The sequence below is a fragment of the Rhodococcus sp. BUPNP1 genome (assembly GCF_002215235.1).
In the GTDB taxonomy this organism is placed as follows: Bacteria; Actinomycetota; Actinomycetes; order Mycobacteriales; family Mycobacteriaceae; genus Rhodococcus.
The window spans coordinates 128138-141535 of record NZ_NERM01000005.1; the positions used below are offsets into that span (position 1 = coordinate 128138).

A 13398-nucleotide genomic window follows, 5' to 3' on the forward strand; every position below is an offset into this window, starting at 1 on the left:
CACAGACATGACCGCCTTCGACACGCTCTGGGCATCGATCCTGGATGTCGGTAAGCATCCGATGACGGGGGGCTATCGCCGATTCGCCTGGAGCGATGCCGATCTCACTCTCCGCGAGTGGTTCCGCGGCTGCGCCGCCGAGCGTGGCATGGACGTCGAAGAGGACCGTAACGGGAACCTGTGGGCCTGGTGGCTCCCCGACGGCTGGGAAGGCGATCCCACTGGCGCCTTCGTCACCGGTTCGCATCTGGACTCGGTGCCCGACGGCGGCGCGTTCGACGGCCCGCTCGGCGTGGTCTCGGCGTTCGCCGCGGTCGATCTGGTCCGTGAGCGCGGCATCGTCCCGACCGTACCGATCGCGATCACCGCCTTCTCCGACGAGGAGGGTGCCCGCTTCGGTGTGGCGTGTGTGGGCAGTCAGCTCACCACCGGCGAGCTCGCTCCGCAGCGCGCCCTCGGCCTGCGTGATCGTGACGGAATCACGCTGGCCGAGGCCATGACCCGTGCCGGCCGCGCGCCCGAACACATCGGCGCCGATCCCACACTCGTCGACCGGGTCGGGGTGTACGTCGAACTGCACGTCGAACAGGGCCGGGCCCTCGACCTCGTCGACGCGCCGGTCGCGGTCGCGTCGTCGATCTGGCCGCACGGCCGGTGGCAGTTCACCTTCACCGGTGAGGCCAACCACGCCGGCGCCACGCGCCTGGTGGACCGCCGCGACCCGATGCTCGCCTACGCCTCGTCGGTGCACAGTGCCCGCTCGTGTGCCGCGGCGGCCGGCGCGGTCGCCACCTTCGGCAAACTCGAGGTACTGCCGAACGGCGCCAACGCGATTCCCTCCGAGATCAAGGCGTGGCTCGACGCCCGCGCCGCGGACGAGGAGACCCTGACGACGCTGGTCGCCGAGATCGAGTCCGAGGCCCGCAAGCACTGCCTGCCCGACGAGATCGGACTCGACGTCTTCGCCGAATCGATCACCCCGATCGTCGAGTTCCCGGCCGGGCCGCGCGAGCGGTTGCGCCGCGCGTTGTCGCATCTCGGGGACATCCCGGTGCTCCCGACCCAGGCAGGGCACGACGCCGGGATCCTCTCCGAGAAGGTTCCCACCGCAATGTTGTTCGTGCGCAACCCCACCGGCGTCTCGCATTCACCGCACGAGTTCGCCGAGGCCGACGACTGCAACATCGGAGCGCAGGCGCTGGCCGACATCATGGCGGACTGGACGACGGCAGCTGGATGGCCGCGCAGGTGATCCGGTCCGACGACCGACGGCGGGTAGCCTGGCGCAACGGCGCAGGGACCACGGAGGAGGTCGCGACCGGACCCGACGGCCCCGCCGGCCGTCCGCTGTGGCGGATCAGCGTGGCCGATCTGGGCTCGGCTCCCAGCGAGTTCTCCGCCTTCCCCGGCACGGATCGCGTCTTCACCGTCATCGGTGAGCACGGCGTCGACCTCGACTCGGACCACGGAACCCAGTCGCTGGATCCGTGGCAGCCGCACCCGTTCGCCGGTGAGAATGCGCCCCACTGCGTCCCCCGAGGCGCCACCCGCGCATTCAATGTCATGACCGAGCGCGGGGCCACCACCGCGGCCGTCGGGTATTTCACGCTCGACACGGCGTTCGACACCGTCGCGGACGGAGTCACGGTCCTCTACGTGCGATCGGGCTCCGTGCAGGCGGGCACGGCACGAGCCGAGCCCGGGGACTGCATCCTGATCCGCGGCGAGGCCATCACCCTACGAGCCTCGTCGGCCACCGGACTACTGGTCCGCATCGAGCCGACTTCCTCCCTCTGACATCGACTCCCCCACCGACCTCCCGATTCGGAGGCCGACCGAACAAAGGATCCTCAGGTGACGGACACGACCAAGTTTCTGATCGTCGGCGGCGGCCTCGAAGGCCTGGCCATCGCCTACTCCCTCGCCGATCGCGGCGAGACCGACGTCCTCGTCCTCGAGCGCGACACCCTCTGCTCGGGCATGACCGGCAAGTCCAGCGGCGTCGTGCGGTGCCACTACGGCACCCCCTCGCTGGCCGCGATGTCCTGGTACGGCGTCGACATCTTCACCCGGGCGACCGAGATCTTCGGCGACGACATGGCATTCCGCCAGTGCGGTTACGTCGTCGGTGTCGCGGAGAACAACGTCAAGCCGCTCGAGGCGAACATCGAGATGATGCAGGGCCTGGGTATCGCCACCGAACTCATCGCCCACGACAAGATGGCCGAACTGTGGCCGGGCCTGAACCTCGACGATTTCGCCCTGTTCGCCTACGAACCTCTCGGTGGTCGCGGCGAGGCCTACATGGCGGGAATGGCGTTCGGGGCGACGGCACGTCGGATGGGCGTGAAGATCCGGCAGAGCACCCCGGTGGTGTCGTTGCTGCAGAATGCCGCGGGCCGGGTCTACGGCGTCACCCTCGCCGACGGATCCGAGGTGCACGCCGAGCAGGTCATCGTCGCCGCGGGACCCTGGACGCCGGCGCTCGTCGCCGGTGTCGGCGTCGACATCGACGTCCGCGCACAGCGTGCGCAGTTGGTCCTCGTCGACCAGGGTGTCCCGACCCCGGAGGTGCCGGTGCTGTCCGATCTGGCGGGCCTGCAGTACATCTGCCGTGAGCCGAACGGCGAACTGCTGGTGGGGAACTCCGATCACCAGGCGCCGGAGTACATCGACCCCGACAAGTACGTCAACCGCGCCGACGACTCGACGATCGAGAAGAACATCATGAAGCTCGGCAACCGCCTGCCCGACATGCCGGACCCGCGGATCACCAGTTCGTACGTCGGCGCCTACGACGTCACCGAGGACTACAACCCCGTCATCGGTCCGGCGCCGGTCGAAGGCCTGTTCCTGGCGACGGGATTCTCCGGGCACGGGTTCAAGATCTCCCCCGCCGTGGGCAGACTGGTCGCCGACCTGCTGATCGACGGGACGACCGATCTTCCGAACGTGAACCCGGACGACTTCCGTTTCTCCCGCTTCGAGGAGGGTGATCTGCTCCTGAGCCTCAACCCCTACGAAGGCGCCGGCGAGATGCGCTGACGCGCACCCGCACAGGGCTCGTGCCCTCCACGGACCCGGCCGATCCCTGTCGTCCGGATCCCTGGAGGGCACCGTCGTGTCCGCATTGCGGCGTTCACCACCGGTGGACACACGCTACGCTGACGATATGGCCAGCCCAGATCGTCCCGTCCTGTACGACGATTCCGGACGCGAAGTCCCGCGTGGCACCCCGACGGGTGTGGATCTCGAGCGCGCGATCGCCCACCAGGTGAGGTCGCTGCGACTGGCCAGCGGCCTGTCCGTCGGCGACATGGCGGCGAAGGTGGGGATCTCCAAGGCGATGCTCTCGAAGATCGAGAACGCCCAGACCTCGTGCAGCCTCTCGACTCTCGCGCGCCTCGCTGCCGGCCTCGACGTCCCCGTCACCTCACTCTTCCGGGGCGCCGACGCGCACCGCGATGCGGTGTTCACCAAGAACGGTCACGGCGCCGAGATCGTCGGCCGCGGTACGCGGGTCGGTCACCACTACGAACTCCTCGGCGCGCTGCGCGGCCAGCACAAGCGACTCGAACCGGTGCTGGTGACCCTCACCGATGCGAGCGATGTCTTCCCCCTCTTCCAGCATCCGGGCACCGAGCTGCTGTACATGCTCGAGGGCGAGATGCTCTACGGCCACGGCGATTCCGAATACCACCTGCAACCGGGCGACGCCCTGCTCCTCGACGGCGAGGGGCTGCACGGGCCGAACGAACTGGTGAAGCTGCCCATCCGGTTCCTCGCCGTCACGGCATATCCCGACAACCACCAACCGTGAACGACCGGCAACCGTGAACACGATGGAGCCCTCACCGCGCGGTGCGGCGAGGGCTCCTGCCGTTCGGTCGGGGAAACTCGCCGGTCAGGACTTGGGCACGATCACGTCGCGATCCTCGGCGAACACCTCGGGGCGCAGCGTCGACGGGCCGGTCGGCGAGAACGAGTCCATCACGTAGGCCGTCTCCCCGTGGACCGGGACGTCGATGCCCCGCATCTCCGTCTCGGCATCGACCCGGATGCCCATGATCTTGTCGAGCACCTTCGCGATCAGGAAGGTCACCGCGAACGAGTAGGCGAAGACGGCGGCCATCGCGACGACCTGGCGGCCGAGGAAGTCGATCCCGCCGCCGAAGAACAGACCGTCGACACCGGCCGGCGCGGCAGCAGTCGCGACGAAGGCGATGAGGGTGGTGCCCACGACGCCGCCCATGAGGTGGATGGCGACGACATCCAGCGAGTCGTCGTAGCCCATGCGGAACTTCCAGCTCACGGCGAAGCAGCCGACGGCACCGGAGACCACGCCGATCAGCAGGGCACCGAGCGGGGACACGAGGCTCGCTGCGGGCGTGATGCCCACGAGTGCGGCGATCACGCCCGAGATGGCACCGAGCGTCGTCGCGTGCTTCTCCTTGATGCGTTCGACGATCAGCCAGCCGAGCAGGCCGGCCATCGCGGCGACGAGCGTGTTGAGGACGACGACACCGGCCATGTGGTTGGCGCCGCCCGCCGAACCGCCGTTGAAACCGAACCAGCCGAACAGCAGGATTCCGCCGCCGAGCACGACGAGGGGCAAGTTGTGGGGACGGGCCACGTGCGGGAATCCACGGCGGCGACCGAGCGCGATGGCGAGTGCCAGCGCCGCGACACCCGAATTCATGTGCACGGCGGTCCCGCCGGCGAAGTCGTGGGCGGCGAGCGTGTTGGCGATCCATCCGCCCTTCGTGCCGGCTTCCTCGTCGTCGAAGGCGAAGACCCAGTGCGCGACCGGGAAGTAGACGATGACGACCCAGATGCCCGAGAACACCAGCCACGCCGAGAACTTCATCCGGTCCGCGACACCACCGGCGATGATCGCCACCGTGATGCCCGCGAAGAGGAGGTGGAAGGCCGCGGTCAGTGCGGCGGGCATCCCTCCGTCCGGGTTCTCCTCGAGCAGCGACCCCAGACCGATGTCGGTGAAGGGATCGCCGATGAGGCCGAGGCCCCCGACGCTGTCACCGAGCACGGCGGCCGGACCGAACAGCACCCACAGGACGGCGGTGACGGCGAATCCACCGAACACCATCATGATCATGTTGAGCGCGCTCTTGACTCCGAGCATGCCGCTGTAGAACAGCGCCAGGCCCGGAACCATCAGTACGACTGCTGTGAACGCCGCCAAAACCCAGGCGGTATCGGCGGCCGCGAGTGCCTGTTCCATATAAGTCCACCCTGTTCGATCCCGGGGTTCACGACCCCTACGTCAGTCGGTGACCCACATTCATCACCGTCCCCTGAGAGTGGACCCACTCTGTAATGTCCCTGCGAGGTGCGGGTGAACTTCGTGTAACGCCACCGCAGTTCACCGGACAGGGCTGCCACTGCGTGCGGGCAGGCAGTATGGAGGACGAGACGCCACATCCCGCCGTGTGCACAACCTGTGCCACGGGGGTACCCCGGCCCTGCCGGGGTTTCGTGGGAACGACGGCTCGAACCGCTGCACGCATCTGGGAGGTAGACGATGGGACGGGTCACGACACGTCGACCGGTACTGCGCATCACTGCGGACAGGGCGACGCGACGTCCCGACACCCTCGCCGTCGAGGAACCGCTCGAGATCAGGGTCGGCGGTGAGTCGCTCACCGTCACGATGCGCACCCCCGGGCACGACGTCGATCTCGTACACGGATTCCTGCTGGCCGAAGGGATGATCGGCAGCCGCGAGGACATCGCCGCCGTCCGCTACTGCGACGGGGTGGACGAGAGCGGCGCCAACACCTACAACGTTCTCGACGTCGCTCTTGCGCCCGGCGTCACCATTCCCGAAGGGACCGGGCGACGCGCGTTCACGACGACCTCCGCGTGCGGGGTGTGCGGGAAGAACTCGCTCGACGAGGTGCGCACGCGCACGCGCTATCCGCTGAAGGACGCCGGCACCACCTCGATCGGTACGCACACCCTCACCGAACTGCCCGACACGCTGCGTCGGCACCAGCAGGTGTTCGAGTCGACCGGCGGTCTGCACGCGGCCGCCCTGTTCACCCCCGACGGGGCGCTGCTGGCCCTGCGCGAGGACGTCGGCCGGCACAACGCCGTCGACAAGGTGATCGGCTGGGCCCTGACCGACAACCGGGTTCCGCTCTCGCACAGCGTGCTCATGGTGAGCGGACGCGCCTCGTTCGAACTCGTACAGAAGGCGGTCATGGCCGGGATCCCCGTGCTCGCGGCAGTCTCGGCGCCGTCGTCGCTGGCCGTCGACCTCGCCGCGGAGTCCGACCTCACCCTCGTGGGCTTCCTCCGCGGCGACACGATGAACGTCTACACCGTCCCCGAACGCATCAAGACCGACTGATCGGCGGCATCAACCGCACGTGCCGTCCTGCGCCTCGCCCGCGCGTACTCCGTCGACGAACGCCCGCACGTCGTCGAAGGACTCTTCGAGAACCGCGCGGTGATCGGCTCCGTCGTACACCCGGTAGCTCAGGTCGGCTCCGTTGTCACACAGCGCCGCGGTCACCTGATCGGTGACCGGACGCAACACCAGCGCGTCGTCGCTTCCCTGCACGACGAGCGTCGGCACCGTCAAGGTGAGCGGTTCGACCTCCTGGCCGGCGTAGTACTCGCGGAGCGGCTCGAGGTCCGCATCGGGAGCGAACACCTGATCCACCGGGACCGTGCTCGCGACCTCGCGGATGTCGTCCATGCACCCGGTGCGTGCTGCGTCGAGCAGGGGTCGCGATGCATCGGTGAGCATCGCGTCGGCGTCGATGCTCGGGTCCGCCGCCTGCGCGCCGAGCAGCAGTACCGGCAGGAATCCGAGTGCCGGACCGATCGCGGGGCCCGCGGTCGCGTAGTACTCGGTCGTCTCACTGGTGCGGCTGCCCGGAGCGAAGGCGACCGCGCCCTGCAGTTCGAGTTCGGGGGCGCGTTCCGCGCCACGTGCCGCCGCATACAGCGCGGCGTGCCCGCCCTGGCTGTGCCCCATAGCGACCCATCGCGTGCCGACACCCGGGTCGAGTTGCCGCGCGGCACGCACGATGTCGACGACGCTGTCGGCTGCGCTGTCGCCGTTCATGTAGGGATGTCCGCCCGGCGTGCCGAGGCCCTCGTAGTCGGTCTGGACCACGGCGTAGCCGTCTGCGACCCACCGGTCGAGCATGGCGGTCGTTCTGCCGACGTAGGAGTGGGCCGGGCCACCGGGTGTGTCGGCGGAGGGCGCACAGGCGTCACCGACTCCGGTTGTGCCGTGTGCCCAGCTGATCACGGGCCAGCCCCCGTCGGGCGCCTCCCCTTCGGGGATCGCGACCGTGCCCGAGACGAGGGTGGGACGCCGATCGGCGCCCTCGGACAGGTAGGTGATCAGATGCGTTCGCGACGCGCTGGGAAGCGCCGCCGTACCGGTGAGGGTGCGTTCGGTGACGAGGGAGCCCGGTCCCCCGGCAGTCTCCTCGGTGTCGTCACCGGAGTCGGAGCAGGACGTGACGCCGAGCATCGACGCTGCGGCGAGTACAGCCATCACACGCCGGGAAGTACGAGAGATCATGAATCCTCCGTTGGGATCTCAGTCCACGTTCGGCGCCCACTGCACGCCGTTGATGTGGCTACCGCCGTCGACGAACAGCGTGTTGCCGGTGAGATAGCGCGAGTCGTCGCTCGCGAGAAAGGCCGCGACGGTACCGATGTCGTCGAGAGGGTCGCCGATGCGACCCATCGGGTTCGCCGCGGCCTGCGTGGCGGCCATCTGCGGGTCCGCCGCCGCGACCCGCTGATATGCCGCGCTCTGCGCACCGGGACAGATCACGTTGCAGCACACCTGTTTCGGCGCCCATTCCCGAGCTGCGGTGCGAGTCATGCTGCGCAGCGCCTCTTTCGCGGCGTTGTACGACACCGAGTACATGTGCGCATTGACACCGTTGAGACTGCACATGTTGATCACGCGGCCGGTCCCGTGTCGGGCGAGCTCCGGGTATGCGCGCTGCATCGCCCAGAAGGCGGCCATCACGGCCATGTCGAAACCCGCCTGCATGCTCTCCTCGGGCGTGTTCTCCAGCCGCGCGAAACCCAATGAACGCCAGGCGTTGTTGACCAGGATGTCGAGACGCCCGAATTCGCGCACCGCGGCATCCACCACGGCGTGCACCTGTTCGCGGTCGGTGACGTCGGTTGGTACGAAATGTGCGGCCACGCCCCAATGCTCGGTGAGCCACCGCGCGGTGGCCGCGCCTGCATCCTCGTCGACCTCGGCGACGACGACGCTCGCTCCCTCACGGGCCAGCGCGCCGGCAACCCCTCGGCCGATCCCCATACCGGCGCCGGTGACGATCGCCACCCGCCCGTCCAATTTCCCCAAGCCCGTTCCTTTCCGATGGTGACGGCGTGTGCGGTGCAGGTCGTCAGCGCGGACGGGGAACCGTCCTGTCGATGAACAGCGCCTCGACGGACACGCACACCGTGCCGTCCGCGGTCCTGATCTCGCCGACCGTGTTGATCTTGCGGCCGTCCTGCTCGACCAGACGACCGGTGATCGTCAGCGGCTCGAACAGCGGGGTCGGCCGGTGGTACCGCACGTTGAGCTGTGCGGTGGCGCCACTGCGCCCGGCCCAGGCGTTCGCCACGCCCAGCGTGTGATCGAGCAGGAGGGCGGAGACTCCGCCGTGCACGTGCCCGGGCGGGCCCTGGTACGGGAAGGTCAGTTCGACGACGCCTTCCACCGATCCGTCTTCGCGACCGGCCAACACCAGCGGCGGAGCGAGCGCGTTCTCCGGCCCGGTGACCGGATCGTGCCGGGTGACGCCCTCCCCGTGCCACATATCGATCAGTCGCTCCCGCACTTCGGGAGCGTGTTCCTCGAGGTGCTCGGCGATATTGTCGAGCTCTTCGGCGACCCGCTCGAGATTCGCGTTGCCACGGTCGGTGCGCAGCAACGCGTCCACCACGCGCCGCGCGGCGGCGGTGGCGCGGTCGACGGCGGTGTCCTGCGGTGCCGAGGTCAGAACCGTACCGTCGGGCGCGTGTCCGACGACGGGGTGGGTGTCCGGGTCGACTCTCATCGAATCTCCATCGTGGCGTGGGTGAGCACCGGTTGCCCGTCGCGCTCGGGACATGTGGCGAGCAGGGTGAGGGTGTCGCCGTCTCGCCAGACCGCCGTCTCGATCGTCTCCCCGGGGTACAGCGTGCCGGCGAAGCGGACCGAGAACGACCGGACCCGGGTCGGGTCTCCATCGAGCACACCGTCGACGACGGCCTTGCACACGACACCGTACGAGGCGAGTCCGTGCAGGATCGGCCGATCGAAACCGGCTGCCTTCGCGAATTCGGGATCGGCGTGCAGCGGGTTCATGTCGGCACTGAGCCGGTACACCAGTGCCTGTTGCGTGCTCGTAGGTGACACCAGGGTCTTGTCGGCGTCCCGTTCGGGCACTGCGTTCGACACATCGGGCCCGGCGTCTCTGCCGAAGCCGCCCTCACCGCGCGCCCAGATCTGCATCGCACTGGTCCACAACGGGTTTCCGTCGGCGTCCACTGCGGACTGTTCGAGCACGATCACGGCGGCCTTGCCCTTGTCCCACACATCGGAGATGCGAGACGAGACGGTCGCCGAACCCGAGATCGGGATCGGGGCGTGCACGGTGACGGACTGGCCACCGTGCAGGATCCTGCGCAGGTCGATGTCGATTCCCGGCAGGCTCAGTCCGGCCGGTGTCACCGCACCGGCAGAGACACCCTGACCGGCGACCATCGCGAAGGTCGGCAGGACCCGCAGGTCCTTCTCGTACACCCACCGCAGTTCGGCGGGATCGAGCGAGTCGACGCCCGCACTCAGACCGAGGTGGTAGAGGATCACATCGCGTTCGGTCCACGAGGCGTCGCGGACGGTGGGCGCAGCGGAGAGCGCGACATCGGTATCGATGGGCATGGGCGTCACTTTCCGGGTTCGGGATCGCGGGGCAGGCCGAGAAGCCTCTCACCGATGATGTTCAGCTGGACGTTGGTCGTCCCACCGGCGATGGACATGCACTGCACGTTGAGGAACATGTGGGTCGCCGAGGTTCGGTCCTGGTCGTCGAGCAACGACGCAGTACCGGCCCAGTCCATCGCGGTCTCCCAGACCTGCTGGAGGTGCTCGACGCCGAGGAGCTTGGCGACGGAGGACTCGGCACCCGGCTGTGCACCGGCCAGGGACCGTAGAGCGGTACGCAGACCCATGAGGCCACCGGACGCGGCATCGCCGAGAACCTTGCCGAGGACGGTGAGTTGTTCGTCGTCCGGCCCACCGGGCATACCGTTCGCGAGCGCCATGAGGGTCTCGCAGCCGGCACCGAAAGTCGAATCGTGCGAGAGGGAGACGCGTTCGTTCGCGAGGGTGGTACGGGCGAGCTTCCATCCGTCCCCGGGCTCGCCGACGAGGCACTCGTCGGGCACGAACACGCCGTCGAGGAACACCTCGTTGAACAGGGCTTCGCCGGTGATCTCCCGCAGCGGCCGGATGTCGAGCCCCTCGGTGTTCCTGATGTCGATCAGGAAGTAGGACAGGCCTTTGTGCTTGGGCGCTTCCGCGTCGGTGCGGGCGAGGCAGATGCCCCAGTCCGCGACCCGCGCCATCGACGTCCACACCTTCTGGCCATCGAGCCTCCATCCGCCGTCCACCTTGACGGCCTTGGTGGACAGGCCCGCAAGGTCGGACCCGGCGCCGGGCTCGGAGAAGAGCTGACACCACACGAGATCCCCGCGCAACGACTGCGGGACGAATCGCTCGATCTGCTCGGTACTGCCGTGCGCGATCAGGGTCGGCACCACCCAGTTGCCGATGATCATGTCGTGCGGTTCGAGTTCGGCGGCGCGCAGTTCCTCGGCGACGACGAGTTGCGTGACGGCGTCGGCGGCCTTCCCCCACGGTTCGGGCAGGTGGGGAGCGGTGTAGCCCTTCTCCGCCAGATACGCCTTCCGCGCTGCGTTCTCCAGCGACTTCGCCGGCTCGAGTTCGGCACGGACGTCGGCGCGGATCCGTTCCGCCTCGGGCGGAAGATCGACGCTCAGCACGCGGCGGGCACCGTCGAGCGTGAGGTGGGCGACCCGGCGCCGCCACGACGCCGTGGAGCCGAGCAGGATCCGGAGGGACTGCGCGCGGCGCATGTACAGGTGCGCGTCGTGCTCCCAGGTGTAGCCGATACCGCCGAGCACCTGGATGCAGTTCTTGGTGACCTGGAAGGCGGCCTCCGGGGCGATGGACGCGGCGACCGCCACGGCCAGCGACGCCTCGTCGTCCGGCACGTCCTCGCGCCGCGCTCGCGCTGCGTCCCAGGCCACGACCCGAGCCTGTTCGGTGAGGCAGAGCATCCGGGCGACGGTGTGCTTGACACCCTGGAACTGTCCGATGACACGGCCGAACTGCTTGCGGACCCGCGCATAGTCCGCGGCGGTGGTGGTCGCCCAGTCCGCGAGACCGGCGGCCTCGGCGGCGAACAAGGTCGCGGCGATATCGACGATCCGATGCGGGTCCGATCTCAGCACGTCCCCGTCGGACAACGTCAGGGCGCTCACGGTGATCTCGGCGTTGCGGCGGATCACGTCGTAGCTGGGCAGGTTCGTGACCTCGACCCGGTCGCGGGTCACGACGACGAATACCCGCTCACCACCGTCGTCGGCCGCGAGCAGGAACACATCCGCGACCTGGCCGCCGAGGGCGACACCGGAGGTTCCCGAGAGCGTGACGGAATCGCCGTCGCGCTCCACGCGCAGGTCCCCCGGCTGCAGGGCGACCGCACCGAACAGCGAACCGTCCGCGAGCCCGTCGAGTTCGCTGCGACGGCCGGCCTCGTCGAGGACCGCGGACACGATCACGGTCGGAAGGAACGGGCCCGGCACCATGGCCCGTCCGAGTTCTTCCGCGACGATCGCCGTTTCGAGTAGTCCGAAACCGGCGCCTCCGACCTCTTCGGGCAGGTGCAATCCCAGCATGCCGAGTTCGGCGAACGAGCTCCAGTACGTCGGGCGGGCTTCCGTCTTCGCTTCGACGGCCGTGCGGATCACGTCGGGTGTGGCGTGTCGTGCCGCCCAGCCGCGCACGGAGTCGCGGAGTTCGCGGTCCTCGTCGCTCAATCCCAGAGTCATTACGGGTCCTTTGGGTAGAAGATGTCCGGCGTCAGATGCGCTCGATGATGGTGGCGGTGGCCAGCGCGCCACCCGCACACATCGTGACCAGTGCAGTCGAACGGCCCGAGCGTTCGAGTTCGTGCAGGGCACTGGTGATCAGTCGCGAACCGGTGGAACCGACGGGATGACCGAGCGCGATGGCACCGCCGTTGACGTTGACCTTGCTCATGTCCGCCTCGTGGACTTGCGCCCAGGACAGCACGACGGAGGCGAAGGCTTCGTTGATCTCGACGATGTCGATGTCGGACAACGACATTCCGGTGCGCTCGAGCACGGCTCGGGTCGCGTCGATGGGGCCGTCGAGGTGGTAGTACGGGTCCGAACCGACGAGCGTCGACGCGAGGATACGGGCACGTGGCCGCAGACCCGCCTCGCGCGCCTTGTCCTCGCTCATCAGCAGTACAGCGGCCGCGCCGTCGCTGACCTGGGAGGAGTTTCCGGCGGTGTGGATTCCGTTCTCGATGACCGGCCGGAGACCGGCGAGTCCTTCCGCGGTGGTTTCGCGAAGACCTCCGTCACGCGTCACGGTCGCGATCTCACCGGTGGGCTCGCCCTCCTTGGTCACGACCGGCGCCTGTACCGGGACGATCTCGCGATCGAACCGGCCTTCGGCCCACGCGACCGCGGCGCGCTGCTGCGACTGGAGCCCCAGGGCGTCGACGTCGTCACGCTTGATGCCGCGCTTGTGGGCGATCCGTTCGGCGGAGGTGAACTGGTCACCCATGTCGATCGACCAGTCGTCCGGATAGGGGTTGCCGGTGCCCGGTGCGTTGGCCTGACCGAGGAACACCCGGCTCATCACCTCGACGCCGCATCCGATTCCCGCGTCGATCTGCCCGGACGCGATCAGTCCGGCCACCATGTGGACCGCCTGCTGCGACGAACTGCATGCGCAGTCGATGGTGGTCGCGGCGGTCGTGTACGGGAGACCTGCGTGGAGCCAGGCCTGGCGGGTCACGTTGTTGGACTGCTCCCCCGCTTGGGTGACGGCGCCCCCGACGAGCTGACCGACCTGGTCGGCAGGCAGCCCGGTGCGGTCGAGAACGGCCTTCTGGGCGGCACCGAGCAACACCGCGGGGTGGACCCCGGCCAGCTGTCCGCGGCGACGACCGATCGGTGTCCGCGCGGCCTCCACGATGACGACGTTCCTCATGCCTACTCCCAGCTCTCGACGTTATTGAAATTTATTCTAGTGACGGTGATCGCGGTTTCCCGCACGGTCCC

The 13398-nt window shown here is 68.5% G+C and carries 12 protein-coding genes; 5 read left to right on the top strand and 7 right to left on the bottom strand.

Translation table 11 applies throughout. From position 1 onward, the window contains the following. The first annotated feature begins 7 nt into the window (after positions 1 to 7). The 4 genes from B9C99_RS06905 (at position 8) to B9C99_RS06920 (ending at position 3820) form a co-directional block, all read left to right on the top strand. Complete coding sequence (locus B9C99_RS06905; protein ID WP_088897360.1) at positions 8 to 1252, top strand: allantoate amidohydrolase; 1245 nt, start codon at positions 8 to 10, stop codon at positions 1250 to 1252. Then, positions 1237 to 1797: a HutD family protein gene (locus B9C99_RS06910; protein WP_088897361.1), complete on the top strand. Its 561-nt coding sequence runs from the start codon at positions 1237 to 1239 to the stop codon at positions 1795 to 1797. The genes B9C99_RS06905 and B9C99_RS06910 overlap by 16 nt, the downstream gene beginning before the upstream one ends. Positions 1798 to 1854: 57 nt before the next feature. Next, positions 1855 to 3045, top strand: coding sequence for an FAD-binding oxidoreductase (locus B9C99_RS06915; protein WP_088897362.1), 1191 nt, complete (start codon positions 1855 to 1857; stop codon positions 3043 to 3045). A gap of 127 nt (positions 3046 to 3172) precedes the next feature. Further along, on the top strand, positions 3173 to 3820 hold the full coding sequence (locus B9C99_RS06920; RefSeq protein ID WP_088897363.1) for an XRE family transcriptional regulator: 648 nt from the start codon (positions 3173 to 3175) through the stop codon (positions 3818 to 3820). 84 nt (positions 3821 to 3904) lie between these two features. Here B9C99_RS06920 and B9C99_RS06925 read toward each other — a convergent pair whose 3' ends face one another. Beyond that, positions 3905 to 5242: an ammonium transporter gene (locus tag B9C99_RS06925; protein ID WP_088897364.1), complete on the bottom strand. Its 1338-nt coding sequence runs from the start codon at positions 5240 to 5242 to the stop codon at positions 3905 to 3907. Positions 5243 to 5542: 300 nt separating this feature from the next. Between B9C99_RS06925 and fdhD the strand changes: the two genes are divergently transcribed. Further along, positions 5543 to 6373, top strand: a complete 831-nt coding sequence (gene fdhD / locus B9C99_RS06930; protein WP_088897365.1) for a formate dehydrogenase accessory sulfurtransferase FdhD — start codon at positions 5543 to 5545, stop codon at positions 6371 to 6373. A gap of 9 nt (positions 6374 to 6382) precedes the next feature. Here fdhD and B9C99_RS06935 read toward each other — a convergent pair whose 3' ends face one another. Genes B9C99_RS06935 through B9C99_RS06960 form a run of 6 tightly spaced genes read right to left on the bottom strand, consistent with a single transcriptional unit; the run spans position 6383 to position 13327 of the window. Further along, on the bottom strand, positions 6383 to 7564 hold the full coding sequence (locus tag B9C99_RS06935) for a lipase family protein (protein ID WP_088897366.1): 1182 nt from the start codon (positions 7562 to 7564) through the stop codon (positions 6383 to 6385). Positions 7565 to 7582: 18 nt separating this feature from the next. Then, the gene (locus B9C99_RS06940; RefSeq protein ID WP_088897367.1) at positions 7583 to 8371 is read right to left on the bottom strand and encodes an SDR family NAD(P)-dependent oxidoreductase; all 789 of its coding nucleotides are present in this window, start codon (positions 8369 to 8371) and stop codon (positions 7583 to 7585) included. A 43-nt stretch (positions 8372 to 8414) separates the two neighbouring features. Continuing rightward, positions 8415 to 9071: a PaaI family thioesterase gene (locus B9C99_RS06945; protein WP_016691875.1), complete on the bottom strand. Its 657-nt coding sequence runs from the start codon at positions 9069 to 9071 to the stop codon at positions 8415 to 8417. Further along, the gene (locus B9C99_RS06950; RefSeq protein WP_088897368.1) at positions 9068 to 9937 is read right to left on the bottom strand and encodes a MaoC/PaaZ C-terminal domain-containing protein; all 870 of its coding nucleotides are present in this window, start codon (positions 9935 to 9937) and stop codon (positions 9068 to 9070) included. Before B9C99_RS06950 ends, B9C99_RS06945 begins: the two co-directional genes overlap by 4 nt. Before the next feature lie 5 nt (positions 9938 to 9942). Beyond that, positions 9943 to 12132, bottom strand: a complete 2190-nt coding sequence (locus B9C99_RS06955; RefSeq protein WP_016691873.1) for an acyl-CoA dehydrogenase — start codon at positions 12130 to 12132, stop codon at positions 9943 to 9945. Positions 12133 to 12163: 31 nt separating this feature from the next. Then, positions 12164 to 13327: a steroid 3-ketoacyl-CoA thiolase gene (locus B9C99_RS06960; protein WP_016691872.1), complete on the bottom strand. Its 1164-nt coding sequence runs from the start codon at positions 13325 to 13327 to the stop codon at positions 12164 to 12166. Positions 13328 to 13398 lie beyond the last annotated feature (71 nt).

Bases quoted from the DNA above. Each gene is read 5' to 3' on its own strand.
- B9C99_RS06905 (WP_088897360.1), top strand. From the start codon at position 8: ATGACCGCCTTCGACACGCTCTGGGCATCGATCCTGGATGTCGGTAAG.
- B9C99_RS06910 (WP_088897361.1), top strand. From the start codon at position 1,237: ATGGCCGCGCAGGTGATCCGGTCCGACGACCGACGGCGGGTAGCCTGG.
- B9C99_RS06920 (WP_088897363.1), top strand. From the start codon at position 3,173: ATGGCCAGCCCAGATCGTCCCGTCCTGTACGACGATTCCGGACGCGAA.
- B9C99_RS06925 (WP_088897364.1), bottom strand. From the start codon at position 5,242: ATGGAACAGGCACTCGCGGCCGCCGATACCGCCTGGGTTTTGGCGGCG.
- fdhD (WP_088897365.1), top strand. From the start codon at position 5,543: ATGGGACGGGTCACGACACGTCGACCGGTACTGCGCATCACTGCGGAC.
- B9C99_RS06935 (WP_088897366.1), bottom strand. From the start codon at position 7,564: ATGATCTCTCGTACTTCCCGGCGTGTGATGGCTGTACTCGCCGCAGCG.
- B9C99_RS06945 (WP_016691875.1), bottom strand. From the start codon at position 9,071: ATGAGAGTCGACCCGGACACCCACCCCGTCGTCGGACACGCGCCCGAC.
- B9C99_RS06950 (WP_088897368.1), bottom strand. From the start codon at position 9,937: ATGCCCATCGATACCGATGTCGCGCTCTCCGCTGCGCCCACCGTCCGC.
- B9C99_RS06955 (WP_016691873.1), bottom strand. From the start codon at position 12,132: ATGACTCTGGGATTGAGCGACGAGGACCGCGAACTCCGCGACTCCGTG.
- B9C99_RS06960 (WP_016691872.1), bottom strand. From the start codon at position 13,327: ATGAGGAACGTCGTCATCGTGGAGGCCGCGCGGACACCGATCGGTCGT.